Source organism: Pseudonocardia sp. ZF1 (assembly GCF_056835605.1).
On sequence record NZ_JAJNBY010000001.1, the window covers coordinates 3,916,488 to 3,941,397 of the forward strand.

Sequence of the window (24,910 nt, forward strand, 5' to 3'; positions counted from 1 at the left end):
GGGGCGCCGCCCGGCAGGGGTACGAGGACCGGCTGCTCGGACGGCGGCGCCAGGAGATCGGCAGGGATCAGGTGTGGCGCCGCCGTCGGGCGACGCGCAGGCGTATCGAGGCCACGGGGCGACGGTAGGGGCGACGGGGTCGCCGGCGCACCCGGATGTCAGTCCGTCAGGTCGGCGGGCGGCGCGGGCCAGTGCGGCAGGACGTGGCCGGGGTAGTCGTCGGAGACGGTGTCGGGGAAGGCGGGCGGGCGCTTCTCCAGGAACGACGTGACACCCTCGGCGACGTCGCGGCCCTGCCCGAGGTGCGCGATCGCGGCCGAGTCGGCGCGGTGGGCGTCCCACGGGGTGGGCGCGCCGAGCATCCCCCACAGCAGCTGGCGGGTCAGCGCGACCGACACCGCGGAGGTGTTGTCGGCGATCTCGCGGGCGATCGCGTACGCGGCGCCGAGCAGCTCGTCGTCGGGCAGGACACGGGAGACCAGACGGCCGTCGAGGGCCTCGGCGGCGTCGAACACCCGGCCGGTCGCGGCCCACTCCATGGCCCGGGAGACGCCGACGATGCGCGGCAGGAACCAGCTCGACGCGGCCTCGGGGACGAGCCCGCGGCGGGCGAACACGAACCCGAACCGGGCCGAGGACCCGGCCAGCCGGATGTCGGCGGGCAGCGTCATCGTCGCCCCGATGCCGACCGCCGGCCCGTTGACGGCGGCGATCACCGGGGTGCGCAGCGCCGCCATCCGCATGGTCACGGTGCCGCCGCCGTCGCGGACGACGCCGCCGATGGTGCCGACGCCCGCCCGGTCGGCGGCGCGCTGCGGGTCGGTGGGGTCGAACGACGCCCCGCCGCGGCCCAGGTCGGCGCCGGCGCAGAAGCCGCGTCCGCGGCCGGTGAGGACGATCGCGCGGACGGCGTCGTCGGCGTCGGCGCGGTCGTAGGCGGCGATCAGCTCGCGGGCCATCGTCGGGGTGAACGCGTTGAGGCGGTCCGGGCGGTCGAGGGTGATCGTGGCGACCCGGTCGTCGACGTCGTAGGAGATCTGGGTGAAGGCGGGAGCGTCGGTGCTCATGATCGGCGAGTCTGCCCCGCCCCGCGCCCGGGCGACAGTGCCCGCGGCGCCCGCAGCCCGCCCGCAAGCGGGCTGCAAGCGGCCGGGCGCACGGTGGTCCCGTCGCGCCGGACCGACCGGACGCGCCCCTCCGGAAGGACCCACCGTGACCCTGCAGGACGCCCCCACCGCCACCACCGCCCCGGCGGTCCCCGCCGTCGACCCCGCCCGGCGACGCCTGGTCGTGGGCGGCGGTGTGATGCTGCTCGCCTCCGCCGTGCTGTCGCTCGCCGGTGGCGTCGCCCACCCCGTCGTCGACGGGAACGCCCACTCCGTCGCGTCCCTGCTCGCCCCCGGCTCGCCGTGGGCGCAGCTGTCGATCTACGCCGGCGCGCTCGCGCTGATGCTGGGCCTGCCCGCGGCCTGGGGCTGGTTCGCCCCGCGGGCCGGTGTGCTCGGCACGCTCGGGTTCGGCCTGTACTTCCTGGGCAACGCGCTGAGCGCGCAGGGCCACCTCGTCGTCGAGGGACTGGTGGCGCCCGCGATCGCACAGGCCGCCCCGGAGCTGGTCCCCGACGACGGCAGCATCCTCGCCGCCCCCGGTTTCGCGCTGCTGCAGATGGTCGGCGGGCTGGTCTTCCTGGCCGGGCTGGCGCTGACGGGTGTGGCGCTGCTGCGCACCGCCGGGGTGCCGCGCTGGATCGGCGCAGCCGCGCTGGCCGGGGCGCTGCTGCTGTTCGTGCCGCTGCCGGAGGCCCCAGTGCTCAGCGGGCTGCACGTGGAGCTGCTGCGCGGGATCGCCGTCGCCTGGCTCGGGGTCGTCATGATCCGTGAGGTGCGGGCCGCCCGGTGAGGCCCGCCGCGTCATCCGGCGGTCGCGAACCGCCGGGTGCGCACCGTCACGCCGCCGTCCGGGCGGCCGCCCGCGATGGCGGCCGCCCGGATGCAGGCGTGCGTCCACATGTTGAACTGCACCTCCTTGGCCACCCGCAGGGTGTTGTAGAGCACATGCGACAGCCGGTCCCCGGGCCGCGCCCAGGACTCGATGTCGAAGCGCAGCATCTCCGGGTGGTCGGGGTCGCGACGGGTGCGGAACTCGATCCGGCCGGCCTCCAGGTGCCCGTCGAGGGTGACGAAGGAGAACGCGCTCGGCCCGGCGGCGGCCACCCGCACCGGGCCGTCCCACGGGCCGGGCATGCGGATCAGGAACTCGTCGCCGACCGCCATCCCGCCGGGCTCACCACGGGTGCGGCGGAACACCGCGAACTCCGGTGACCAGCGGTCGGGGTCCGCGGCGAGGCGCGTCATGAGCTCCTCGGGGCTCAGCCGGGACCCGCGGATGCGCACGCTGTAGCGCCGGTGCAGCAGGGTCCCGACCCCGTCCGACGGGCGCTGGACGTCGTCGCCCTCGGCGCCCTGCGGCGAGGCGGGTGGCAGGTCCCCCAGGTCCCCGACGACGTCGCTGCGGTGGATCGGTGTGGTGCGCCAGAAGTAGCGCCACGACACCAGCGCCAGGCCCACCGGCCAGCGCAGCACCGCCGACACCCGCCGGGACCGCCGGTCCCCCGTCACCGGGGTGGTCCGATCTCTCGTCGTGGCCGTCCTGGAAGTCCGCACGGCGTGGACGTACCCCCTCTGCGGGATTACATCCGCCGGGAGCGGGGAAGGAACCGCCATGACGGTCGGACGTGTCCTGCACCGGGTCGGGTTGCGCGGTGCCCAGCTCCAGTGGTTCTCCCTCGGCTCGGTGGGCTTCTCCATCGCGCTGTGGCTGCGCGCGAAGACCGTGGACCAGGACGAGCGCGGCAACGCCGAACGCCGCGCCGTCTTCGTCGGCCTGTGGCCGTCGATGTTCTGGCTGATCGGCGACTCGATGCGGCGCGAGGAGAAGGGCCGTCGGTCCTGAAGCGCCCCGCCCCCGGGGACCGTCGCGCCGACCTGGACGGGCTCGCCGCACGCGGCGTGAACTTCGACGACGCCGAGACCCCCACCGACACCCGTGACCCGCGCTGGCACGTCGACCACGGCCGGGCCCTGGTCGGCACCGAGCCGCCCGGCGACCCGGTCCCCGACGGCCCCTGGGAACGTGCCTGCGCGGTGCTGCGCGACTACCAGTTCACCGCCCCGAACCGGCTGCGCGGCGTGTTCCGCCCGTCCGACCCGCTGCTGGGGCGGGACATGCTGCTGGAGGGCCGGTTCGGGCCGATGCGCTTCCACCTCGGCGTCCGCGTGACCGGTCTCGTCGACGAGACCGTCGACGGCCGGCGCGTCTGGGGCTGGACCTACGAGACGCTGCACGGGCACCTGGAGGAGGGCCGGCTCACCTACGAGGTGGTCAAGGACCTCGCGACCGGCGACGTCGAGTTCGTCATCCGCGCGTTCTCCCGGCCCGCGCACATCCCGAACCCCCTGTTCCGGCTCGGCTTCGGGTTGTTCGGCCGCGCGGTGCAGCTCGAGTTCTACCATCGGGCCGGGCAGCGGGTCCGCGAGCTCGTGGCCGACGCGGCGGCGGGCAGGCCGCTGCCGCAGCCGCTGCCGGGTGCCGACGGCGTGACCGTCGCCCCGCAGAACGGCGGGCGGCACTGGACGGACCCGTTCGCCGTGCTCGTCCGGCATCCGGGTGTCTGACCCGGGTGCGCGATCCGATGAGGGGGAACGTCCGATGGACGACCGGATCCGCCGTCCGAACCCGTTCCGCTGGGTGGCCTACGCCTTCGGTGCCCGGCTGCCGGTCCGGAACCGGCGCTGGGTGCTGCACGACGTCACGACCCGCACCTGGGTGCTGCGCCACCTCCTCCGCACGACGGTCCAGCTGATCCCGCTGCTGGTCCTGCTGTTCCTGGTGGTGCCCGGACCGGCGTGGGTGCGGCTGGGCGCCATCGCCTCCGGCGCGGTGATCGGCTACTTCTACTCGATGGTCTACGTGGTCGAGGCGTGCGAGACCCGGGTGATGAAGGCCGGCTACCCGGTGGGGGCGGCCGCGTCGACCCGGGAGGCGCGACGCGCCGAGCAGCACGTCGACGCCCGGCTGCGCCACGACCGGGAGTTCGGGGCGGACCGCGACCGGGACGACCGCCGGGGCTGAGTACCCCCGCCGCGGCGGGCCCCGGCCGCGGTCACGCCGCGCCGTCGGGCCGGGCCGGGTCGATGCCCACGACGGGACACGGGGGTGTGCCACGATGACCGTCGTGGATCCCGATCTCGGCCCGGTGTTCACCGCGCACGACGTCGCGGTGGCCTACCTGTTCGGGTCGCGCGCCACCGGGACCGCGCGGCCGGACAGCGACCACGACGTGGCGGTGCTGTTCGCCGGTGAGCCGGCGCCCGTCGCCACCGAGCTGCTCGCCGCCGACCTGGCCGCCCGGCTCGGGACCGGGGTGGACGTCGTCGACCTCGGGCGGGCGGGCCTCGAGCTGCGCGGCCGGGTCGCGGAGTCCGGCCGGCTGTTGTTCAGCGCCGACGAGGTCGCACGGGTCCGGTTCGAGGTGGACGCCCGGATGCGCTGGATCGAGTTCCGCCCCGTCCTGGAGGAGACGACCCGTTCCTTCCTCGCCCGTGTCGCGAGGGAAGGGCTGCGCTGATGGTCGACGCCGACCGCGTGCGCCGGTTGCTGGTGATGCTGGAGCACTACCGGGACCTGCTCGCCGAGGACGCCCCCGACCCGTTCCGCCGTCGTCACCTGGTGCAGACGGCCGCGCAGATCTGCATCGACCTGGCCAACCACGTCATCGCCGCCGACGGCCACCGGACCCCGCGGGACTACGGCGACGCCTTCCGCGTGCTCGCCGAGGTGGGGGTGCTCGACGACGGGCTCGCCGGCCGGATGGTGGCGCTCGCCGGGGCGCGCAACCTCATCGTGCACCTCTACGCCGAGGTCGACGACGACCTGCTCGCCCGCAGCATCCGGGACGGCGGTCTCGACGATCTGGGCGCCTTCGCCGCCCGCATCGCCGCCCTCGCCGGCTGACGGGCCCCCGGGTACGCCGCGGCGCCCCGTCCCGGCGCGCGGCCCCGGTGCACGGGTGCCGCGCGGCGTCACGGGGCGCCGCGGGTGGAGCGGGTCAGGGGATGACGACCGGCCCGGTGGTCGGGGCGGGGTCGTCGGCCCAGCGGTGCCCGGTCTCGCGCGGGGTGACGCCGTCCTCGGTCCACGCGGCCAGCAGCTGCGCGACCTTGGCGTGCATCACGGTGCGCAGCCGGTCGAAGGAGTTCTGCGGGTCGTCGTCGACCTCACCGAGCAGCAGCCACCAGGCCCAGGCGACCGCACCGGCGTTGGCGACGAAGTCCGGCAGCACCGGCACGCCGCGGGCGGCGAGCATGGCCTCGGCCTCCGGGGTGGTCGCGGCGTTCGCGGCCTCGACGACCACGCGGGCGCGGACGTCGTAGGAGTTGTCCGGGGTGATCGCGTAGGAGATCGCGGCCGGCACCAGGATGTCGACCTCGGCGGAGAGGATCGCGGTGCGCGGGAGCTGCTCGACACCGGCGGGCAGCCGGGTGCGGTCGATCTCGCCGAAGCCGTCGCGCAGGTCCAGCAGCGCGGGCACGTCGAGGCCGTCGGCACAGTGCAGGGTGCCCGCGGCGTCGGCCAGCGTGGTGACCTTCATCCCGGCCTCGTACAGGTAGTAGGCGGCCGCACCGCCCATCGTGCCGACGCCCTGGATCGCGACCGTGGTGTCGGCCGGGATCTGGCCCCAGGACACCGCGGAGGCCAGGCAGGCGTGCGCGACGCCGTAGCCGCCGATCACGTCGCCCAGCTCGAACCCGCCGTCGACCTCGGCGGTCAGCCCGGTGCGCACCCGCTCCAGGGTGGCGGCCGGGTCGGCGGCACGGCTGATCGCGGCGTGGTAGCTCTGGCCGAGGCCGATCTTCTCGAAGACCTCGTCGATCAGGTGCTGCGGGACGCCGAGGTCCTCCGCGGTCACCCAGTGCGCGTCGATCCAGGGGCGCATGGCCTCGCAGAACCGCTCGAGCACCTCGACGGCGCGCGGGTCCTTCGGGTCGAAGTCGATGCCGCCCTTGGCCCCGCCGATCGGCAGGTCGAAGGTGGCGGTCTTGTTGGCCATGCCGCGTGCGAGGTCCTCGACCTCGGACAACGTGCAGCCGGCCCGCATCCGGGTGCCGCCGGTGGCGAGGCCCGCCCGCAGGGTGTGCACGACCAGGTAGCCGACGGCGCCGGTCACGGCGTCGTTCCACTGCAGGCGCATGTACGGCTCGGGGCGGCGGACGACCGGAGCGACGGTGGGCGCCGGGGCGCCGGCGACGTACGGGGCGGCCGTGGCCGCCGTCTGCGGGGTGCCCCCGGCCGGGTTCTGCATCGTCGTCATGGCGACCCACCTCCTGCTCGTGCTGCACCGGTCGTCGCCGCCAGGGGCCGTTCCGGTCTCGTCGACATCGCGGACCTCGTCGTCCCCCGGCCGCCGTCGTTCCCGACCGGTGGCCCCAGGTTGGGGTCGCACCCGGTCCCGCGTCCATTTACGGATCATTCACGGCGCTGTTCACCGTTCCTGCACAGCGCAATAGGCTCGGCGACATGGAGCTGTCCCTGTCTCGGCTGCGGATGCTGCGCGAGCTGCACCGGCGGGGAACCATCACGGCGGCGGCGACCGCGCTGCACTACACGGCGTCGGCGGTGTCCCAGCAGCTCGCGCAGCTCGAGCGCGACGTCGGGACCCGCCTGTTCGAACGGAGAGGTCGCCGGGTCCAGCTCACCGACCTCGGGGTCCTGCTGGCCGAGCACGCCGAGGAGATCCTCGCCTCGGTCGAGCGCGCCACCCAGGCCCTGGAGGAGGCGGGCGAGACCGTTGCGGCCAAGCTCACCGCCGGGGTGTGGGCCTCGGTCGCCTCGGGCCTGCTGCCCGACGCGCTGACCGCGCTGGCCCGTAGCCACCCCGGCGTCGAGGTCCGCACCCGCGAGCTCGCCCCGGAGGAGACCGCGGCCGCGGTGCGCGACGGCGAGCTCGACCTGTCGTTCGTCATCGACTACTCGAACTATCCGATGACGTGGGACAAGGGCCTGGAGCGGGCGGTCATCGCCGTCGAGCGGGTCTACGCGGCGGTGCCCGCCGGGGCCGTGCCGGCCGCGAGCGTGATGCTGTCGGAGCTGGCCGAGCACCCGTGGATCGTGTCGCCCGCCCGGTCGCACTTCGGGCAGGCGGCCCGGCTGGCCTGCCAGAGCGCGGGCTTCGAGCCGCGGATCGACCACGAGGTCGAGGAGCAGGCCACCGCGATGGCGATGGTCGCGGCCGGGCTCGGCGTCACCCTGGTGACCGACCTGGGCCTGGCGCTGCGCCCGCCGGGGGTCGACATCGTCGCGCTCGGCGACGCCCTGACCCGCACGGTGTCACTGGCCTACCGCACCACCACCGCACGACGGGCCGCGCTGCCGCTGGTGATCGAGGCCGTCCGGACCGCGGCGGCGCAGAAGGGGCTCGGCGCCGACGCCCCGATCCCGGTGCAGCCGGACTCGCTCGGCCTGGCCTGACCCGTTCCGCGGCGGAATCGTCGGAACCCGGTCGAACCGTTTCCGCCGCCGGTTCCGAAGAACGGTCGTGCTGACTGAGAACCGGACCGAGGGAAACGGGCCCCTGGCCCTTCCGTCGCGTTCCGTGGCGATCCTGGTGGAACTGCTGGCGATCGCCGCGGCAGTGGCATCGGGGCATCTCGTGGCGGCCCTGGTGGCACCGGCGTCGTCGCCCTTCGTGGCCGTCGGCGACGCGGTCGTGCGGCTCTCGCCGCAGCCGGTCGTGGAGTTCGCCAAGTCCGCGTTCGGGACGGCCGACAAGCCGGTCCTGCTCGCCGGGATCGGTGTGCTGCTGGGGCTGCTCGGCGCACTGGCCGGGCTCGCGGCGCGACGACGGCCCGCGGTGGGGACCGCGGCCGTCGCCGCGCTGGGGCTGCTCGCGGTGGCCGCGGTGCTGACCGGTCCGGTGCCGACCGCGACCGACCTGGCCGCGCCGGTCGTCGCACTGGTGGTGGGCGTGGTGGTGCAGCGGGGGCTGGACCGCCTCGCCCGCCGTCCCGGTGGGACCCGCGCCGAGAGCGGCGCGAGCGGTGACGGGGTCCCCCGGCGCACCGTGCTCGCCGGGGCCTCGGCCGCCGTCGCCGCCGGGACGCTCGTCGCGGGCGGGGCCGGCCTGGCGCTGTCCTCCTCGGGCAGCGGGATCGCGGCCTCGCGGGCCGCGCTGACCGGCAGGCTGGCCGCGGCGACGCTCGCCGAGACCGCCCCGCCGGTGCCCGCGTCGGCCGCGTTCCCCCAGCTCGGCACCGTCCCGTTCGTGACGCCGAACGCCGACTTCTACCGGATCGACGTCGCCCTGACGATCCCCGCGGTCCGGGCCGAGGACTGGTCGCTGCGGGTGCACGGCCGGGTCGGGCGCGAGCTCGTCCTCACCGTCGACGACCTGCTGCGACGCCCGCTGGTGCAACGCACGATCACGATGACGTGCGTGTCCAACACGGTCGGCGGGAACCTGGTGTCCACCGCGGACTTCGTCGGCGTCGAGCTGGCCCCGCTGCTGCTGGAGGCCGGCGTCGACCCGTCCGCGGACCAGATCGTCTCGACCAGCCGCGACGGCTGGACCGCGGGCACCCCGACCGCGACCGTGCTGGAGCCCGGCCGCGGCGCGCTGCTCGCGCTCGGCATGAACGGCGAGGCGCTGCCGGTCGAGCACGGCTTCCCGGTGCGCATGGTCGTCCCCGGCCTCTACGGCTACGTCTCGGCCACCAAGTGGCTCGCCGACATCGAGCTGACGACCTTCGCCGAGCGCAGTGTCTACTGGCGCGACCGGGGCTGGGCCGAGCGCGCCCCGATCAAGACCCAGTGCCGCATCGACGCCCCGGTCGGGTTCTCGAAGCTCCCGGCCGGACGTGTGCAGGTCGCCGGGGTCGCGTGGGCGCAGCCGGTCGGGATCACCGCCGTCGAGGTCCGCGCCGACGACGGCCCCTGGGTGCGCGCCGAGCTGGCCACCGAGGTCAACCCGAACACCTGGCGGATGTGGCGGGCCGAGCTCGACCTCTCCCCCGGCAGCCACACCCTCACCGCCCGCGCCACCGACCGCCGCGGGCTCGTCCAGACCGACGTCCGCGTCGAACCGATCCCGGACGGCGCGACGGGCTGGCCCAGCACCATCGTCACCGTCGTCTGAACCGATTCCCGAGGCTCTCGGAAAAAAGATCCGGAAATCTCCCGGAAACCCCGAACCGCCCGGCCCCACAGCCCGAACAACTCATCGACAGTCCACACAGGACAGACAGTTTCCTCGAAAGGGAATTCAGCCATGCGCGCCTCTCGCACCCTCGCCACCGTCGGCCTGCTCGCCGCCCTCTCGCTCGGCCTCACCGCCTGTGGCGGCGGCAGCGACACCTCCGCCCCGCCCGCGGCGGCCCCGGCCTCCTCCTCGGCCCCGGCGACCACCGCCGCCGCCGACGGCGTCACCACCAACGACGACGTCTTCGGCCCGGCCTGCAGCCAGCTGCCGCAGGGCGACGAGCCCGGCTCGCTGAACTCGATGGGCCCGCAGCCGGTCGCCACCGCCGCGAGCACCAACCCGCTGCTGACCACGCTGGTCACCGCCGTCGGCAAGGTCCCCGGCCTGGCCGACACCCTGAACCAGCAGCAGGGCATCACCGTCTTCGCCCCGGCGAACGACGCCTTCACCGCGGTGCAGAAGCAGCTCGGCGACGAGAAGTTCAACGCCCTGCTGGCCGACACCACCGCGCTGCAGGGCCTGCTCTCCTACCACGTGACCCCGGAGCGCCTGGACGCCGCGGGCATCGTGGAGAAGAAGACCCTGACCGAGCTGGCCGGCGGTGACCTCACCATCGGCGGCACCGCCGAGGCCCCCACCGTCACCGACGGGCAGGGCAACACCGCCAACATCCTCTGCGGCAACATCCCGACCGCGAACGCCACCGTGTTCGTGATCGACAAGGTCCTCATGCCCAAGAGCTGACGACCGAAAGCACGACACGACGGGCCCGGGGTGCGAACCCCGGGCCCGTCGTCGTACGAACACCCTGGTGTGACCGCGACCCCGATCCGCCCCGCCGAGTCCCTCACCCGGCCGCGGGCGGTGGTCACCGGCCTGCTCGGCGTCGGCTCGGCCCTCGCCGTGGGCGACCTCGTCGCGGGGCTGGTGGCGCCGGCGTCGTCGCCGTTCCTCACCGTCGGCGACCAGTTCGTCCGGCTGACCCCGGAGTGGCTGAAGCAGTTCGCGATCGCCACGTTCGGCACCGCCGACAAGCTCGCGCTGCTGACCGGGATGGCGCTGGTGCTCACCGGGCTGGCCGTGGCCGCCGGGCTCCTGGCCCGGCGACGACCCGCCCCGGGCGTGGCGGTCGTCGTCGCGATGGGGGTGACCGCCCTGGTCACCACGGTGCTCGCGCCCGCGTTCCGGCCGGTCGACCTGCTCGCCCCCGCCGTGGCGCTCCTCGTCGGGCCGACGGTGTTCCTCGCGGTGCACGCCGCGTTCACCCGGGCGGCCCGGGACGGCCTGGGCGCCGCCGCGCCGCTGTCGCGCCGGCGGGCCCTCTCGCTGGCCGGCGGGGTCGCCGTCGTGTCGCTGGGGGCGACCGTCGCCGGGCGGCTGCTCGCCGCCGCGCCGTCGACGTCCGGGCCCGCGGCACTCGCGCTGCCGCCCGCCCCGCCGGTACCGGCGCTCCCGCCGGACGCGACCCTGCCGGGCGCACCGGCCTGGCTGACCCCGACCGCGGACTTCTACCGGATCGACACCGCGCTGCAGGTCCCGCGGGTCGACACCGCGTCGTGGACCCTGCGGGTGCACGGCATGGTCGAGCGCGAGCTGACCCTCTCCCTGGACCAGCTGCGGGCCCGCCGGGTCGTCGAGGTGCCGATCACGATGGTGTGCGTGTCCAACCCGGTCGGCGGCGCGCTGATCTCCAACGCGCGGTTCACCGGGGTGCGCCTGGCCGACCTGCTCGCCGAGGCCGGGGTCGGACCCGGGGCCCAGCAGCTGCTGTCCACCAGCGTCGACGGGTTCACCACCGGCACCCCGGTCGACGTCGTCACCGACGGCCGCGACGCCCTGCTCGCGTTCGGCATGAACGGCGAGGCGCTGCCGGTCGAGCACGGCTTCCCGGTGCGCATGGTCGTCCCCGGCCTCTACGGCTACGTCTCCGGCTGCAAGTGGATCACCGACATCGAGGTGACCACCTGGGACGCGGCCACCCCGTACTGGGCCGAGCGCGGCTGGGCCCGCGAGGGCCCGGTGAAGACCCAGTCCCGCATCGACACCCCGGCGGCCGGGGCGTCGGTCCCGGCCGGGCGGGTCGTCGTCGCCGGGACGTCGTGGGCGCCGCACGTCGGCATCACCCGGGTCGAGGTCGCCGTCGACGGCGGGACCTGGGTCCCGGCCCGCCTCGGCGCCGACGTCGCTGCCGACACCTGGCGGATGTGGCGCACCGAGATCGAACTGGGACCCGGCGAGCACACCCTGCGCGTGCGCGCGACCGACCGGACCGGCACGGTGCAGACGGAACGGGAACAGGTCTCGATCCCCGACGGCGCGACCGGCCGGCACACGGTGCCGGTCACCGCGGTCTGACGGGCGGGCCGGCCCCGCCGCGCTCCCCCGCCGAGTCGATCCGGAAGTCGATGCACCCCTCAGACCACCCCGCCCCGCCGTCCGTCCCCCGCCGCCTGGTGGTCGCGACCCTGCTCGCCGGCCTGCTCGCGGGCCTGCTCGCCGCGCTGGTGCCGTTCGCCCCCGTCGACACCCGCAGCACGACCGTGACCTGGCCCCGGGCGGGCGAGCAGCCGGTGTCGACGACGGCGGCGTTCCAGCCCTACGCACCGGAGGCGGTACGCGTCGACGTCGGCTGCCGGGTGCTGCGCGCCGCGCAGGCCCGCTCCGCCGACACCGGGACGGCGACGACCGTCGTGGCCTCGGAGCGGCCCGGTGCCACCGGGATCGGGTTCGCCGTGCTCACCGGACCGGGCGGGGAGCTGCGGGTCCAGGTCGGGGGCCGTGAGCTGCTGCGCGCCCCCGTCCCGCCCGGCGACGACTGCGGGCTGGTCCTCGACACCGACGAGGCCGGGTCCCGGGTCACCCTCGGCGACGGCGCCCCGCGTGCCTTCCCCGGCGACGTCGTGCGCGCGGTCGCCGCGTTCACCACCCAGCTCTCCCCCGCCGACGCCGACGGCCTGCGGGTCACCGCGCGCACCGCGGACTGGTTCGCCGCCGCGTCGTCACCGGCCAAGACCGTGCTGATCGGGCTGCAGTGGCTCGCCGCCGCCGTCGCCGCGGTGCTGCTGGCCCGCCTGGCCGGTGACCGGTTCCGGCGCCGCCGTGGCGCAGCCCGGCTCCGGCGGGCCCGGCTGGCCGCGGTGGGCACCCCGGCCGGGATCGGGCGGGCCGCCGCGGACGTGCTCGTCATCGTCACCCTCGCGGTGTGGACGGTGCTCGGGCCGCTGTCCACCGACGACGGCTTCACCGAGGCGATCGCGCGCAACGCGACCGGCACCGCGACCGGCGACTTCGGCAACGTCTACCGCTGGGGCAACGCCTCGGAGGCGCCGTACACGCTGGTGATCCGCCTGGTCCGGGCGCTGGCCGAGACCGGGGTGGGGCCGCTGGTGCTGCGCGTGCCCTCGGTGCTCGCCGGGATCGCGGTGTGGCTGCTGCTGTCGCGGGTCGCGCTGCCCGCGGTGCTGGCACGCCACCACCGCCGGGCCTGGGTGCGGGGCACGCTCGGCGTCGCGCTGCTGGCGTGGTGGCTGCCGCTGAACCTCGGGGTCCGCCCGGAGCCGTTCGCGGCGCTCGCGACGACCGCGGCGCTGTGCTGTGCGCTGCGCGCCGCCGCCCGGCCCGGGCGCCGCGGCGGGACGTGGACCGCGGCCGCCGCCCTGGCCTCGGGGCTGGCACTGGCGGTGACGCCGTCGGCGGTGACCGTCGCCGGTCCGCTGGTGCTGCTGCTCCCGGCGCTGTGGCGGCGGGTCACCCGCCACGGCGGCGGGGGGTTCGCCGTCGGGGTCGCGGCGACCGTCGCCGCGGCCGGGATCGCCGCGGCCGGGCTCACCCCCGTCTTCACCGGGCAGAGCCTGTACACGGTCGCGCGCGCCACCGAGATGCACCAGTTCTACGGCCCGGCCACACCGTGGTTCCAGGAGCTGCGCCGCTGGAGCTACCTGCTGGGGTTCGGCACCGAGCAGGGCGGCCTCGGCCGCCGGGTGCCGGTGCTGCTCGCCGTCGCGATGCTGGTCGCGGCGCTGCCGCTGGTCGCGCGCGGCGCGCACCGGTGGGGCCCCGGTCTGCGGTGGACACCGGTCCCCCTGGCCGGACTCGCACTCGGGTTCGTGCTGCTCACCCCGGCGCCGTCGAAGTGGACCCACTACTTCGGGACGCTCGCCGGGACCGGGGCGCTCGCCGTCGCCGCGGGGGCGGTGCTGGTGGTGACCTCGGCCCGGCGGCCCGCCGACCCGACCGTGCGCGGCGCGGCCGCCGCCGGCACCCTGGCGGGGGTCGTGCTGGTCGCGCTGGCCTTCTCCGGACGCAACGAGTGGTTCCTGTGGTCGGGCTGGGGTGTGCCGCGCGCCGACGGGCCGTTCGCGCCGCTGAACTCGCCCGCGGTGTGGGCCGTGGTGGCGGCGGCGGTGCCGGCCGTGTCCGCCGTCGCGGTACACCGGTCGGGACGCCGGGGACACCGGACACGGCGGGACTCCGCGGCCCGGGCCGCGGCGGCGCTGCCCGCCGGGATCGTGGTGGTCGCCCTGGTCACCGGGGTGTCGGTGGTGGTGGCGTCCTTCGTCGTCGCCCCGGTGCGCCAGGGCGGGGGCTACAGCGTCGGCGGACAGATGTGGAGCGAGCTGACCGGCCGCGACACCTGCGGGATCCTCGACCACGTCACGGTCCCGGTCGACGCGGGCGCGCTGCCCGCCGCCGGCGGCGCCGACACCCTCACCGGGTTCACCGAGGGCCGCGGCTGGGTCGACGACCCGCCGCGCGGCGGGCTCGCCTGGGGCGGTCTCGACGGCGGCCCGGGCACCACCGGCGAGCTCCGCACCCGATGGTTCGCCGTCGCGCCGGGACCGGGCGACCGGGTGCTGTCGGTCGACGTCGCCGGGCGGACCGGGCAGGGCAACACCCTGGAGCTGGAGTACGCCCGGGCCGGGTCGCCGGGCCCGGACGGACGCGTGTCGCTCGACGACACCGCGACCGGTGCCCGCGGCACCTACCCCACCGAGCGGGTGCAGGAGGCCGTGCCGCTGGACCGGCCGGGCTGGCGCACCGTGCGGGTGCCCGTCTCCGCGTTCCCGGCGGACGTCGACCGGGTGCGGGTGCACGCCGTCGACACCGCCGTCGGGCCGGGTGGCTGGGTGGCCGCCGCCGCCCCGCGGATGATCACCCCGGCGCCGGTGGTGCCGATGCTGCGCGACGCCGACGGCCCGGTCTACGTCGACTGGTCGATCCTCTGGTCGGCGCCCTGCCTGCGCGACCTGCCCGCCGTCCGGGCCGGGCTGGTGCAGACCCCGCGCTACCTGGTGCTGGGCCCGTCGTCGCTCGGGTTCGCCGTGGACGTGTCGTTCGCCGACGTCGCCGGGGGCAGCTTCGCGGCGATGCGCCGCACCACCACCGAGCAGGTCGTCGCGACCCGGATCGACACCGCCGACGACCCGGACCAGGCCGACTGGGGCTCGATCACCCGGATCGACACCGACCTCGCCGTCGACGCCTACGACGTCACCTCGGTCCCGGTGCGCCGCTGGGGCTGGGAGGGCGACCGGACCCCGATCGGGTACCCGGCCCTTCCGGCACCGTGACGACCCTCCGGTCGGAGGGGCCCCGCGGCCGCATCCGGCTGATAGACACATGCGGACACCCGCACGCAACGAAGCGAGGGACACCGTGGCCTTCCCCGGTCTGCAGCACGTCGCCCTGACCGTCAGCGATCTCGAACGCAGCACGCGCTGGTACGCGGCGCTGTTCGGCGCCGAGCCCGTCCTGGACGAGGACGAGGAGGGCGGCCGCTTCCACCACACCGTCTTCGCCCTCGACGGTGGGATGCTGTTCGGTCTGCACACCCACCAGGGCCGCGAGTCCGGCGAGCCGTTCGACGAGGAGCGCACCGGCCTCGACCACGTCGGCTTCGCGGTCGGCTCGCACGCCGAGCTGGAGCAGTGGGCGCAGAAGCTGACCGACCTGGGCATCGCCCACGAGGGCGTCAAGAAGGCGCACTACGGCAGCGGCGTCTCCTTCCGCGACCCGGACAACATCGCCCTGGAGTTCTTCACCGGGCCGGAGTGAGCCGGTGCGGGGAGTGTCCGGACACGCCCCGCACCCCGCCCAGCCGGTGGACGGTTCCTTGCTCCGGACCGGGTATCGCGATCGAATCATGCGGTGATGCGCACGCTGATGGAGCCGTTCTGGCCGGGCCGGCGCGTCGTGGCGTTCGACGAGCTCTGTCGGTGGGCCGCGTAGCGACCCCGTGGGGTCGCCGCGTGGCCGCCCCGTGCCCCGTGCGCGGGTACGACGCCCGCGCCACCGACCGCCCACTCCGGAGGACCCCGTGTCCGTCACCGACGAACTGCTCGAGAACAACGCCCGCTACGCCGAGAGCTTCTCCGGCCCGCTCCCGCTGCCGCCGGCCCGCAAGGTCGCCGTCGTCGCCTGCATGGACGCCCGGCTGGACGTCTACCGCATCCTCGGTCTGAACGAGGGCGACGCCCACGTCATCCGCAACGCGGGCGGTGTGGTCACCGACGACGCGATCCGCTCGCTCGCGATCAGCCAGCGCCTGCTGGGGACCGAGGAGATCGTGCTCATCCACCACACCGACTGCGGGATGCTGACCTTCACCGACGACGGGTTCAAGGCCTCCATCCGCGACGAGACCGGCATCAAGCCGCAGTGGGCCGCCGAGGCGTTCGACGACCTCGACGCCGATGTGCGCCAGTCGGTCGCCCGGATCCGGGCCAACCCGTTCGTCCCGCGCACCGACGCCGTCCGCGGCTTCGTGTTCGACGTCGCGACCGGGCGGCTGAACGAGGTGAAGTAGCCCCGTCGCACCCCGCGTGCGGCCGTCGCACCCGTCGCGGCGGGTGCGACGGCCGCGCGAGGGGTGCGCGGGCAGCGGGTCAGGGCGGCAGCCGGTCAGGACGGCAGCAGTGCCAGGATCGCCGCACCCGGCACCCCGGCCTCACCGAGCAGGTAGGCGGTCCGGTCGACGCCGCCCAGACGCGCCCGGGGCCGCCCGAACGCGCCGACGCCACGGCACTCCCACAGCGGCGCCCGCTCCGGGGCGTCGGCGCGCAGGGCGTCGCGGACCCCGCGGGTGCCCGGATCGGTGGGGGCGAGGTCCCAGGCCATCCGGAACCGGCGGTGCAGTGCGGCGAGCAGCTCGTCGGGTCCGGGGCCGGGGCACGACAGCGCCGCCGGGCCGGGATCCGGCTCGAACCGGGCCCGCGCCGCGGGGTCGGCCCCCAGCTGCCACAGCACGTGGCGCCGCCCCGGGTCGTCGTCGGCGGGGCGGCCGACCGCGGCCTCCCACGCGTCGTTGGCGGCGTCAGCCCGCTGGGCGACGCGCCGAGCGGGCCCGCACCGTGGCCGTCCTCGGCCGGATCACGACGTCCTGAGCAGCATCGCGTCCGGCGATGGCCCGCACGCCGGACGGCCCGATGGCACCCCGCCGCGCTCCCGCGCCCGCCGCGAGGCAGCCCGGCGGACGCCCCGGGTCACCCTGCGCCCCCCGAGCTGCATCCCGGTGTCGTCCCGGGTCCGCCGGGACGCGACGGGCGTGCCGCGTCCCGGCGGGACGGGTCAGGCGACGCGCGGGCGGCGGCGCAACGCGGAACGGGCCGCCGCGAGCTGCTGGGCCACCTCGGCGGTGATCAGCTCGGCGTGCAGGGCGTCGTTGCCGGGGTCGCCACCACCGCGCAGCGCGCGGTGGCGACGTACGAGGGCGTCGAGCCCGTCGAGCAGCTGGGTTCCCGGATCAGCGGTGGGCAGGGTCGGAACGCTCATGGGATGTCTCCTGGTGACGAGGTGTCGGTGTCGATCCGTCGGGACGATCGACCGGCCGACACAGCGTCGAGGAGATCCGCACGTAGTCGATGTGACGCCGCCGGGACAGGACGGTGTCGATGTATCGGCTCACGACACCCCGGCTTTCCTACCGGCGATCGCAGCGAGCAGCTCTGCGGTGTACTCGTCGCGCGGGTCGTCGAACAGCTCCGCGGTGGGCCGCAGCTCGCGGAGCCGTCCGTCGCGCAGGACGCCGGTACGGTGCGCGACCCGCCGGACCACGGCGAGGTCGTGGGAGATGAACAGGTAGGACAGGCCGTCGCGCTCCTGCAGCTCGGCGAGCAGCTCCAGCACCTGGGCCTGCACCGAGACGTCGAGCGCGGACACCGGCTCGTCGGCGACGACGAGGTCCGGCGACAGCGCCAGCGCCCGGGCGATCGCGACGCGTTGACGCTGCCCGCCGGACAGCTCCCCCGGCCGCCGGTCGAGCGTCCCCGACGGGAGCGCGACCCGGTCGACGAGCTCCGCGGCACGATCGGCCTGCTCGGCGGCCGAACCGACGGAGAACGCCCGCAGCGGCTCGGTGACGATCTCCCGGACGGTGAACCGGGGGTCCAGCGAGGCGTAGGGGTTCTGGTAGATCAGCTGGGCGCGGCGGCGCAGGGCCCGCCACGCCTCACCGCGGACGCGGGTCACGTCGTCGCCGCCGAGCAGCACCTGCCCGGAGGTGGGGTCCTCCAGGCGCAGCAGCAGCCGCGCCGTCGTCGACTTGCCCGATCCGGACTCCCCGACCAGCGCGACGGTCTCGCCGCGGGCGATCGTGAACGACACCCCGTCCACGGCGCGGTGGGTGCGCCGCGTCCAGGAGCCGCGGGCGCGGGGCAGCGGGAACTCCTTCACCAGGTCGCGGACCTCGGCGACCGGGGTCCCCGCCGTGTCGACGGGCGGCAGCACCGGCGGGGCGGTGAGCGCGAGACCGGGGGCGGCGGCGAGCAGCTCCCGGGTGTAGGGGTCGCGGGCCCCGGCGAGCAGCTCGGCCGGGGTGCCCTGCTCCACGACCCGCCCGTGCCGCATCACGACGATCCGGTCGGCCCGGTCGGTGGCGACGGCGAGGTCGTGGGTGATCAGCAGCAGCGCGGTGCCGAGGTCGCGGCGCAGCGTGTCGAGGTGGTCGAGGATCCGCCGGGCGACGGTCGCGTCCAGCGCACTGGTCGGCTCGTCGGCGACGACCAGCGCGGGCCCGGCGGCGATGGCGATCGCGATGAGCACGCGCTGGCGCATCCCGCCGGACAGCTGGTGCGGGTACTGCCCGGCGCGGGTCCCCGGCTCGTCGAGACCGGCCTGCCCCAGGAGCTCGACGGCACGGGCCGGTGCGGAGCGGCGGTCGGCGAGCCCGTGGGTGCGCAGCACCTCCGCGACCTGCACGCCGACCTTCTGGACCGGGTTCAGCGCGACGCCCGGGTCCTGCGGGACGAGCCCGATCCGGGCGCCGCGCACCGACCGGTACGCGCGCTCGGACAGCCCGGTGAGGGTGGTGCCGTCGAGGGAGACGGTGCCCGCGGCGACGGCACCGGCGGTGGGCAGCAGCCCGAGCACCGCGGCGGCGAGTGTGGTCTTGCCCGACCCGGACTCCCCGACGACGGCGACGACCTCCCCGGGTGCGACGGTCAGGTCGACCCCGCGCACGGCGTGCACCGTCCCCCCGCTCCCGGCGTAGGTGACCTCCAGGCCCTCGACCTGCAGCAGGGCGCTCATGCGGACCGCCCCCACTCGCCGTCCAGGGCGCGGGAGATGCGGTTGACCGACAGGACGGTCGCGGCGATGACCAGGCCGGGCATCGCGCACACCCACCAGGCGACGGCCAGGTAGTTGCGGCCGTCGGCGACCAGCGAGCCCCACTCCGAGGCGGGCGGCGGGGCGCCGTAGCCGAGGAAGCTCAGCGCGGACACCGCCAGGATCGCCAGGCCGAACTCCAGCACCGCGAGCACGACGACCGGCCCGGCCGCGTTCGGCAGCACGTGCCGCCACAGCGAGACGTACCAGCGGGTGCCGACCGCGCGGGCGGCCTCGACGTAGAGGGCGCGGCGCACCCGCAGGGTCTCGGCGCGCATCACCCGGGCGAAGCTCGCGACGCTCGCCACGCCGACCGCGATCGCGACCTTCACCGTCCCGAAGCCGAGCGCGGTGATCAGGGCCAGCGACAGCAGGATCGCGGGGATCGCGAGCAGCACGTCGACGCCGCGCATGAGGACCTCGTCGACCCAGCCGCCGGCGAACCCGGCGAGCAGCCCGATCAGCCCGCCCGCGACGAGCGCGACGGCGACCGCGATCACGGTGGCCTGCAGCGACAGCGAGGCGCCGTGCACGACCCGGGTCCAGACGTCGCGGCCGAGGTGGTCGGTGCCGAACCAGTGGCCGGGCCCGGGCGGGGCGAGCCGGCGCGCGGTGTCACCGACCGCGGGGTCGCCGGGCGCGAGCAGCGACGGCACGAACGCCGCGGTCAGCACGAGCAGCACGACCGCCCCGGCGAGCACCAGCCCGGGCCGGGAGCGCAGGAACCGCCCGAGCCGTGCCCGCGGCCGTCGACCGGCCGGGGGCGGTGTGTCGCGGACGCCGGGCGCGGCGAGGGGGGCGCGGTCGAGCAGGGTCATCGGGTACTCCCGGAGGCGACGGCGACCCGCGGGTCGAGCAGCGGGTAGGCCAGGTCGACGAGCAGGTTGACCACGACGAAGGCGAGCGCCGCGAACAGCACGATGCCCTGTACGACAGGGATGTCCTGCGCCCCGACCGAGGCGACGGTGAGCCGGCCCAGGCCGGGCCGGGTGAACACCGTCTCGACGACGACCGACCCGGCGAGCAGGTTCCCGACGACGTAGCCGAGCACGGTGAGGGCGGGGATCGCGGCGTTGCCCAGCGCGTGGCGCAGGTGCACCGCGGCCGCGCCGACCCCCTTGGCGCGGGCGGTCGTGACGTACGGCGAGTCCAGCGCCTGGGTGAGGCTCTTCGCGAGCACCTGGGCGACGAGCGCGCCGGTCGGGAGGCCGAGGGTGACCGCCGGGAGGATCAGCGACTCCGGTCCGCGGTCGCCGACCGAGGGCAGCCAGCCGAGGGAGAACGAGAACAGCTGCACCAGCATCAGCCCGACCCAGAACACCGGCAGCGACACGGCCAGCGACGGCAGCGACGCCAGCACCTGCCGCAGCCACGGCGTCCGGGCCCAGGTCGCGGCGAGCGCGACCGCGGTGCCGCCGACGACGGCGACGAGCAGCCCGGCGGCGGCGATCTGCAGGGTCGGTGGGAGTGCCTGCGCGACCGCGGTCCGCACGTCCTGCCCGCTGGCGAACGACGTGCCGAGGTCGCCGTGCAGCGCCGCCCAGAGCTTCGTCACGTACTGCACCGGCAGCGGCTGGTCGAGGCCGTAGCGGGCACGCAGGGCGTCCAGCTCGGACGGCGACACCGGCTCGCCGTCGCCCGAGGCCATGGTCGCGACCGGGTCGCCGGGCAGCAGGTAGAGCACGATGAAGCTGACCGTCCACGCCGCCCACAGCACGACGGCGGCGAGCCCGAGGCGGCGCAGCAGGTAGGGGACGGTCATCGCGCGTCGGACTTCCAGGCGTCGTGCAGCTGGATGCGCGAGGACGCGTCGAACGCGACGCCGTGGGCGTCCGGGCCGACGCCGAGCACGGTGGTGAGCTCGACGACAGGCGCGGTGTCGAACCGCTCGGCGAGCAGCTTCTGCGCCTGCCCGGCGAGTGCCGCGCGTCGCGCCGGGTCGACCGTGGCGGCCTGCTCCGCCAGCGGAGCCTGCAGCGGCCCGGCGGGCAGCCGGTAGCGGTTGGTCCCGTCGGTGCCGTAGGTCGACCGCAGGATGTCCGGGTCGGCCCGGGTCAGGTTGCCCCACGCGGCGACGAAGTCCCCGCCGTCGAGGACGGCCTGGGTCTCGGCGATCTGGATCTCGCGGAGCGCCACGTCGATCCCGATCCGGCGCAGCTGCTGCTGGATCAGCTCCAGCGCGGGCTTGGTGGTGCCGATGTTCTGGGCGAACGTCAGCGGCACGGTCAGCCGCTGCCCGCCCTTCGCGCGGATGCCGTCCGGGCCGGGCACCCACCCGGCGCGGTCGAGCGCGGCGGTCGCGGCCGCCGGGTCGTAGCCGACGAGCGCGGACTGGTCGGCGTAGGACGGCGTCGTCGACGACAGCGGGCTCGTCGCCGCCCGCGTCTGGGTCGGGTAGACCGCGGCGACGACCTCGTTGCGGTCGATGCCCCGGCTCACCGCCTCGCGGACGGCGGCGTCGGCGCCGAGCGGGGTGCCCTGGTTGAACGTGATCCCGAACGGCAGGCCCGGGTTCGGCCGGGCCGGGAGCTGGACCCCGGCCCCGGTGAGCGGGGCCTCGTCCTGCTGGCCGACGCTCGCGATCGCATCGACCTCGCCGGACTGCACGCTGCCCGCCCGCACCCCGGACTCGGGGACGACGCGGAACTCGGCCCGGTCGAGCCAGGCCTCGCCGGAGTGGGTGAACAGCTGCGAGCCCCAGTCGTAGCCGGCCCGCTTCGCGAGCCCGGTGACGTCGTTCTTGGCGTAGCGCTCGAGGGTGAACGGACCGGAGCCGACGACGCCGGCGCAGCGCTCGTCGTCGGAGCGGACGGCGCCGGCCGGGGAGAGCAGGCCGAGGCTGTGGGTGGAGGTGCCCTGCAGGAACTGCACGTTGGGCTTGGAGAACCGGACGGTGAACTCGGTGGGGCTCGTGACGTCGGTGCCGGTGTACCCGGCCAGGTAGCCCTTGGGGAGGCTGCCGCGGGCGCCCAGCTGCACCGCCCGGTCGAGGTTCGTCTTCACCGCGGCCGCGTCGACCGGCGCGCCGTCGGAGAAGGTGGCGCCGGGGCGCAGGGTGAACGTCCAGGCGGTGGCGTCGGCGTTCGACGACCAGCGGGTCGCCAGCCAGGGCACGATCGCGCCGGTGGACGGGTCCTGGTCGGTGAGCGAGTCGACGACCTGGCGCAGCGAGTAGATCGAGTCGTTGCTCTGCACCTGCTGCGGGTCGGCGCAGCCCTGGTCCGAGGACACCGCGACCACCAGCGTCCCGCCCGGCTGCGGCGGGCCCGCGTCGGCGGCGGCGCCACCGGCGCCGGAGCCGCAGGCGGTCAGGGTGAGCGCGGTGGCGGCGAGCAGCACGGCCGAGCGGCCGGCGGGCAGGTCCCGCCACAGCCGGAACCGGCGCCTCACGACGCCACCGCCGCACGGCGCTCGCCGAAACGCGACGGGTGCGCGAGCCCGAGGTTCTCCCGCAGCGTGGCGCCCGGGGTGTAGTCGGTCCGGAACACCCCGCGCTCCTGCAGGATCGGCACGACCCGGTCGACGACCTCGTCGAGCCCGGACGGGCTGACGTGGGAGCCGAGGATGAACCCGTCGGAGGCGTCGTTCTGCACGTAGCGGTCGATCTCGTCGGCCACGTGCTCCGGGGTCCCGACGAACACCGCGCGGTCGAAGACGTGCTTGACCGTCTCGCGCAGCGAGTACCCGTGGGCCTGCGCGAGCTCGCGCCAGGCGGCGACGGTCGCGTGCGCGTCCTGGGTCAGCGGGGCCCGGCCCTCGATCCACGTCGGGGCCTCGGGGGTGGGCTCGACGTCGGGCAGCGGCCCGTCCGGGTCGTAGCCGGACAGGTCGCGGTTCCAGACCATCTCGGCCAGCACGATCGAGGTCCACGGGTCGACCTGCCGGTCGTGGATGTGCGCGTGACGCTCGCGGGCCTCGGCGTCGGTGTCGCCGAGCACGACGCCGGCGCTGGGCAGGATCCGCACCTCGTCGGGGTCCCGGCCGGCCGTGCGGACCCGGGCCTTGACGTCGTCGTAGAAGGCGCGGGCCTCGTCGAACTTCTGGTACCGGGAGAAGATCGCGTCGGCGGACGCGGCGGCGAAGTCGCGACCGGCGGGGGACTCGCCGGCCTGCAGCACCACCGGGTGGCCCTGCGGGCTGCGCGGGGTGGTGAAGCGCCCGGCGATGTCGAACTGGTTCCCCGAGACCGCGAAGTCGCCGACGTGGCCGTCGCGCAGGAAGGTGCCCGACGCGGGGTCGGCGACGACGGCGTCGGAACCCCAGGAGTCCCAGAGCGCGCGGACCGCGGCGAGGGTCTCCCCGGCGCGCTCGTAGCGCTGGCGGTGGCCGAGGTAGGCACCGCGGCGGAAGTTCTCGCCGGTGGGGGCGTCGGAGCTGGTGACGACGTTCCACGCCGCGCGCCCGCCGGAGAGGATGTCCAACGTCGCGAACTTCCGGGCCAGCTCGTAGGGCTCGTTGAAGGTCGAGTTGATCGTCCCGGCCAGACCGATGTGCTCGGTGACCGCGGCCAGCGCGGCGAGCACGGTGAAGGTGTCCGGGCGTCCGAGAACGTCCTGGTCGAAGATCTCCCCACCGCGGGTGCGCAGCCGCAGCCCCTCGGCGAGGAAGAGCAGGTCGAGGCGCCCGCGCTCGGCGGTGCGCGCCCAGTGCTCGAACGACTCCCAGGCGATGTGGCTGCCCGAGGCCGGGTCGCTCCAGACGGTGTCGTGGTTGACGCCCGGGAAGTAGGCGCCGAGCACGATCTGCTTCCTGTTGCTCATGCGGTGGCTCCGGAGAAGGTCGGGACGGCGGCGGACCCGGCCCCGGCGGCGTAGCGGCTGGCGGGCCTGGGCAGCCCGAAGCGCTCGCGCAGGGTGGTCTCGCCGTAGGCGGTGCGGAACGCGCCGCGGGACTGCAGCTCGGGGACCAGGCCGTCGACGACGGCGTCGAGGTCGGTCGGCAGGACGGCCGGGCGCAGCCGGTAGCCGTCGAGCCCGGCGCGGCGCCAGGACAGCAGGGTGTCGGCGAGCCCGGCGGGGGTGGTGGCGAGGACCGCGGCGTCGGAGGAGAGCGGCTCGAGTGCGTCGAGCCGGGCGAGCCGCTCGCGGGCGGCGCGCTCGGTGCCGGCCAGTACCACGACGACGTCGCCGAGGATCCGCAGCGGCGGCGCGGTGCGGTCCGCGGCGGCCTCCGCGGAGCGGACCTGGGCGACGATGCGCGCGGCGTCGTCGGCGTCGTGCGGTGTGGTGAACACGACGTCGCCGACCCGGGCGGCGAGCAGCGCCGGGTCGTAGCCGTGGGCCAGCGACACGACCAGCGGCTGGCCCTGCGGCGGGCGCGGCACGATCGACGGCCCGGCGACGCCGAAGTGCTCCCCGGCGAAGTCGACCCGGTGCAGCTTGTCACGGTCGACGAAGCGCCCGGTCAGGGCGTCGCGGATCTCGGCGTCGTCCTCCCAGGAGTCCCAGAGCCTGCGCACGACCTCGACGGCGTCGGCGGCCTCGCCGAACAGCTCGGCGACGAGTTCGCGGGCGGCCGGGGTGCCGAGGTCGGCACGGCGCAGGCCGGGGACGCTGCGGCGCCCGAAGTGGGCGGCCTCGTCGGCGCGGACCGAGGTCTGCACCCGCCACCCGGCGCGGCCGTGGCTGTCGTGGTCGAGCGTCGACAGCGCGGACGCGACGTGGAACGGCTCGGTGTGGGTGGTGGTGACGGTCGGGACCAGCCCGATCCGCGACGTCGTCGGAGCGAGGAAGGCGGCGACCAGCGAGGCGTCGAGGCGTCCCTGCACCCGGTCGGTGCGCCGGCCGGCGCCGCTCAGGTGGTCCCCGGACTGCAGGCCGAGTGCGTCCTCGATCGTCACCAGGTCCAGCAGCCCGCGCTCGGCGGTGCGGGCCAGGTCGGTCCAGTAGCGGGCGGTGAACAGCCCACGGGGGTGTGCGGCGGGGTCGCGCCAGGCGGCGGGGTGCCAGCCTGCGCCGTCGAGGGCGACGGCCAGGTGCAGGGGGCCGGTGGTGGTGTCCGATGTGGACATACGGCATCGCTTTCTCGTCGCCCGGGGGGGCACGACGGGACTAA

The 24,910-nt window shown here is 75.7% G+C and carries 23 protein-coding genes and 1 pseudogene; 13 read left to right on the plus strand and 11 right to left on the minus strand.

The features are described 5' to 3' along the window. Positions 1-158: 158 nt before the first annotated feature. Entirely contained in the window at positions 159-1,067 is a 909-nt protein-coding gene (locus ZF1_RS18850; RefSeq protein WP_482637942.1) for an enoyl-CoA hydratase-related protein, read from the minus strand. A gap of 145 nt (positions 1,068-1,212) precedes the next feature. On the opposite strand from ZF1_RS18850, the gene ZF1_RS18855 reads away from it, so the two are divergent. Beyond that, positions 1,213-1,899 carry a hypothetical protein gene (locus tag ZF1_RS18855; RefSeq protein ID WP_482637943.1) on the plus strand — a complete coding sequence of 229 codons (687 nt, stop codon included), beginning with the start codon at positions 1,213-1,215 and terminating at the stop codon, positions 1,897-1,899. An 11-nt stretch (positions 1,900-1,910) separates the two neighbouring features. Here ZF1_RS18855 and ZF1_RS18860 read toward each other — a convergent pair whose 3' ends face one another. Beyond that, positions 1,911-2,618, minus strand: coding sequence for a DUF1990 family protein (locus ZF1_RS18860; protein WP_224402004.1), 708 nt, complete (start codon positions 2,616-2,618; stop codon positions 1,911-1,913). 103 nt (positions 2,619-2,721) lie between these two features. Here ZF1_RS18860 and ZF1_RS18865 point away from each other — a divergent pair, with 103 nt between their 5' ends. The 5 genes from ZF1_RS18865 (at position 2,722) to hepT (ending at position 5,013) form a co-directional block, all read left to right on the plus strand. After that, complete coding sequence (locus tag ZF1_RS18865) at positions 2,722-2,952, plus strand: hypothetical protein (protein ID WP_062403384.1); 231 nt, start codon at positions 2,722-2,724, stop codon at positions 2,950-2,952. Positions 2,953-3,008: 56 nt separating this feature from the next. Continuing rightward, positions 3,009-3,674 carry a DUF1990 family protein gene (locus tag ZF1_RS18870; RefSeq protein WP_251785197.1) on the plus strand — a complete coding sequence of 222 codons (666 nt, stop codon included), beginning with the start codon at positions 3,009-3,011 and terminating at the stop codon, positions 3,672-3,674. A gap of 34 nt (positions 3,675-3,708) precedes the next feature. Continuing rightward, positions 3,709-4,131: a DUF5313 family protein gene (locus ZF1_RS18875; RefSeq protein ID WP_062396199.1), complete on the plus strand. Its 423-nt coding sequence runs from the start codon at positions 3,709-3,711 to the stop codon at positions 4,129-4,131. 94 nt (positions 4,132-4,225) lie between these two features. Beyond that, positions 4,226-4,627 carry a type VII toxin-antitoxin system MntA family adenylyltransferase antitoxin gene (mntA, locus tag ZF1_RS18880; protein ID WP_100878195.1) on the plus strand — a complete coding sequence of 134 codons (402 nt, stop codon included), beginning with the start codon at positions 4,226-4,228 and terminating at the stop codon, positions 4,625-4,627. Continuing rightward, a complete protein-coding gene (hepT, locus tag ZF1_RS18885) occupies positions 4,627-5,013 on the plus strand; it encodes a type VII toxin-antitoxin system HepT family RNase toxin (protein WP_405416253.1) in 387 nt (128 codons plus the stop codon). The genes mntA and hepT overlap by 1 nt, the downstream gene beginning before the upstream one ends. Positions 5,014-5,107: 94 nt before the next feature. Here hepT and ZF1_RS18890 read toward each other — a convergent pair whose 3' ends face one another. Further along, on the minus strand, positions 5,108-6,370 hold the full coding sequence (locus ZF1_RS18890; protein WP_482637944.1) for a Glu/Leu/Phe/Val family dehydrogenase: 1,263 nt from the start codon (positions 6,368-6,370) through the stop codon (positions 5,108-5,110). Between the two features lie 206 nt (positions 6,371-6,576). On the opposite strand from ZF1_RS18890, the gene ZF1_RS18895 reads away from it, so the two are divergent. The 7 genes from ZF1_RS18895 (at position 6,577) to ZF1_RS18925 (ending at position 16,058) form a co-directional block, all read left to right on the plus strand. Beyond that, positions 6,577-7,527, plus strand: a complete 951-nt coding sequence (locus ZF1_RS18895; protein ID WP_208821994.1) for a LysR family transcriptional regulator — start codon at positions 6,577-6,579, stop codon at positions 7,525-7,527. A gap of 124 nt (positions 7,528-7,651) precedes the next feature. Continuing rightward, on the plus strand, positions 7,652-9,190 hold the full coding sequence (locus tag ZF1_RS18900) for a molybdopterin-dependent oxidoreductase (protein ID WP_482637945.1): 1,539 nt from the start codon (positions 7,652-7,654) through the stop codon (positions 9,188-9,190). A gap of 132 nt (positions 9,191-9,322) precedes the next feature. Continuing rightward, a complete protein-coding gene (locus ZF1_RS18905) occupies positions 9,323-9,997 on the plus strand; it encodes a fasciclin domain-containing protein (RefSeq protein WP_482637946.1) in 675 nt (224 codons plus the stop codon). A 69-nt stretch (positions 9,998-10,066) separates the two neighbouring features. Continuing rightward, positions 10,067-11,608 carry a sulfite oxidase gene (locus tag ZF1_RS18910; RefSeq protein ID WP_482637947.1) on the plus strand — a complete coding sequence of 514 codons (1,542 nt, stop codon included), beginning with the start codon at positions 10,067-10,069 and terminating at the stop codon, positions 11,606-11,608. Between the two features lie 50 nt (positions 11,609-11,658). Next, positions 11,659-14,823: an arabinosyltransferase domain-containing protein gene (locus tag ZF1_RS18915; RefSeq protein ID WP_482637948.1), complete on the plus strand. Its 3,165-nt coding sequence runs from the start codon at positions 11,659-11,661 to the stop codon at positions 14,821-14,823. 85 nt (positions 14,824-14,908) lie between these two features. After that, a complete protein-coding gene (locus tag ZF1_RS18920; protein WP_208821987.1) occupies positions 14,909-15,307 on the plus strand; it encodes a VOC family protein in 399 nt (132 codons plus the stop codon). A 262-nt stretch (positions 15,308-15,569) separates the two neighbouring features. Then, positions 15,570-16,058, plus strand: coding sequence for a beta-class carbonic anhydrase (locus tag ZF1_RS18925; protein ID WP_379673763.1), 489 nt, complete (start codon positions 15,570-15,572; stop codon positions 16,056-16,058). A gap of 95 nt (positions 16,059-16,153) precedes the next feature. Here ZF1_RS18925 and ZF1_RS18930 read toward each other — a convergent pair. From ZF1_RS18930 to ZF1_RS18965, 8 genes and pseudogenes are all read right to left on the minus strand, one after another. Beyond that, positions 16,154-16,552 (minus strand): annotated as a pseudogene (locus ZF1_RS18930) (hypothetical protein); the annotation flags it as partial. A 267-nt stretch (positions 16,553-16,819) separates the two neighbouring features. Then, a complete protein-coding gene (locus ZF1_RS18935; protein WP_208821978.1) occupies positions 16,820-17,023 on the minus strand; it encodes a hypothetical protein in 204 nt (67 codons plus the stop codon). A 129-nt stretch (positions 17,024-17,152) separates the two neighbouring features. Further along, positions 17,153-18,778: a dipeptide ABC transporter ATP-binding protein gene (locus tag ZF1_RS18940; protein ID WP_357439633.1), complete on the minus strand. Its 1,626-nt coding sequence runs from the start codon at positions 18,776-18,778 to the stop codon at positions 17,153-17,155. After that, the gene (locus ZF1_RS18945) at positions 18,775-19,674 is read right to left on the minus strand and encodes an ABC transporter permease (protein WP_073574345.1); all 900 of its coding nucleotides are present in this window, start codon (positions 19,672-19,674) and stop codon (positions 18,775-18,777) included. Before ZF1_RS18945 ends, ZF1_RS18940 begins: the two co-directional genes overlap by 4 nt. Next, positions 19,671-20,618, minus strand: a complete 948-nt coding sequence (locus ZF1_RS18950; RefSeq protein WP_346104032.1) for an ABC transporter permease — start codon at positions 20,616-20,618, stop codon at positions 19,671-19,673. The genes ZF1_RS18945 and ZF1_RS18950 overlap by 4 nt, the downstream gene beginning before the upstream one ends. Further along, positions 20,615-22,246, minus strand: a complete 1,632-nt coding sequence (locus tag ZF1_RS18955; RefSeq protein ID WP_482637949.1) for an ABC transporter substrate-binding protein — start codon at positions 22,244-22,246, stop codon at positions 20,615-20,617. The genes ZF1_RS18950 and ZF1_RS18955 overlap by 4 nt, the downstream gene beginning before the upstream one ends. Then, positions 22,243-23,616: an NtaA/DmoA family FMN-dependent monooxygenase gene (locus tag ZF1_RS18960; protein ID WP_357439637.1), complete on the minus strand. Its 1,374-nt coding sequence runs from the start codon at positions 23,614-23,616 to the stop codon at positions 22,243-22,245. The genes ZF1_RS18955 and ZF1_RS18960 overlap by 4 nt, the downstream gene beginning before the upstream one ends. Continuing rightward, positions 23,613-24,866, minus strand: coding sequence for an LLM class flavin-dependent oxidoreductase (locus ZF1_RS18965; protein ID WP_357439640.1), 1,254 nt, complete (start codon positions 24,864-24,866; stop codon positions 23,613-23,615). The genes ZF1_RS18960 and ZF1_RS18965 overlap by 4 nt, the downstream gene beginning before the upstream one ends. Positions 24,867-24,910: the final 44 nt, after the last annotated feature.

Bases quoted from the DNA above. Each gene is read 5' to 3' on its own strand.
- ZF1_RS18950 (WP_346104032.1), bottom strand. From the start codon at position 20,618: ATGACCGTCCCCTACCTGCTGCGCCGCCTCGGGCTCGCCGCCGTCGTG.
- ZF1_RS18915 (WP_482637948.1), top strand. From the start codon at position 11,659: ATGCACCCCTCAGACCACCCCGCCCCGCCGTCCGTCCCCCGCCGCCTG.
- ZF1_RS18905 (WP_482637946.1), top strand. From the start codon at position 9,323: ATGCGCGCCTCTCGCACCCTCGCCACCGTCGGCCTGCTCGCCGCCCTC.
- ZF1_RS18890 (WP_482637944.1), bottom strand. From the start codon at position 6,370: ATGACGACGATGCAGAACCCGGCCGGGGGCACCCCGCAGACGGCGGCC.
- mntA (WP_100878195.1), top strand. From the start codon at position 4,226: ATGACCGTCGTGGATCCCGATCTCGGCCCGGTGTTCACCGCGCACGAC.
- ZF1_RS18940 (WP_357439633.1), bottom strand. From the start codon at position 18,778: ATGAGCGCCCTGCTGCAGGTCGAGGGCCTGGAGGTCACCTACGCCGGG.
- ZF1_RS18850 (WP_482637942.1), bottom strand. From the start codon at position 1,067: ATGAGCACCGACGCTCCCGCCTTCACCCAGATCTCCTACGACGTCGAC.
- ZF1_RS18865 (WP_062403384.1), top strand. From the start codon at position 2,722: ATGACGGTCGGACGTGTCCTGCACCGGGTCGGGTTGCGCGGTGCCCAG.
- hepT (WP_405416253.1), top strand. From the start codon at position 4,627: ATGGTCGACGCCGACCGCGTGCGCCGGTTGCTGGTGATGCTGGAGCAC.
- ZF1_RS18965 (WP_357439640.1), bottom strand. From the start codon at position 24,866: ATGTCCACATCGGACACCACCACCGGCCCCCTGCACCTGGCCGTCGCC.
- ZF1_RS18895 (WP_208821994.1), top strand. From the start codon at position 6,577: ATGGAGCTGTCCCTGTCTCGGCTGCGGATGCTGCGCGAGCTGCACCGG.
- ZF1_RS18935 (WP_208821978.1), bottom strand. From the start codon at position 17,023: ATGAGCGTTCCGACCCTGCCCACCGCTGATCCGGGAACCCAGCTGCTC.
- ZF1_RS18945 (WP_073574345.1), bottom strand. From the start codon at position 19,674: ATGACCCTGCTCGACCGCGCCCCCCTCGCCGCGCCCGGCGTCCGCGAC.
- ZF1_RS18960 (WP_357439637.1), bottom strand. From the start codon at position 23,616: ATGAGCAACAGGAAGCAGATCGTGCTCGGCGCCTACTTCCCGGGCGTC.
- ZF1_RS18875 (WP_062396199.1), top strand. From the start codon at position 3,709: ATGGACGACCGGATCCGCCGTCCGAACCCGTTCCGCTGGGTGGCCTAC.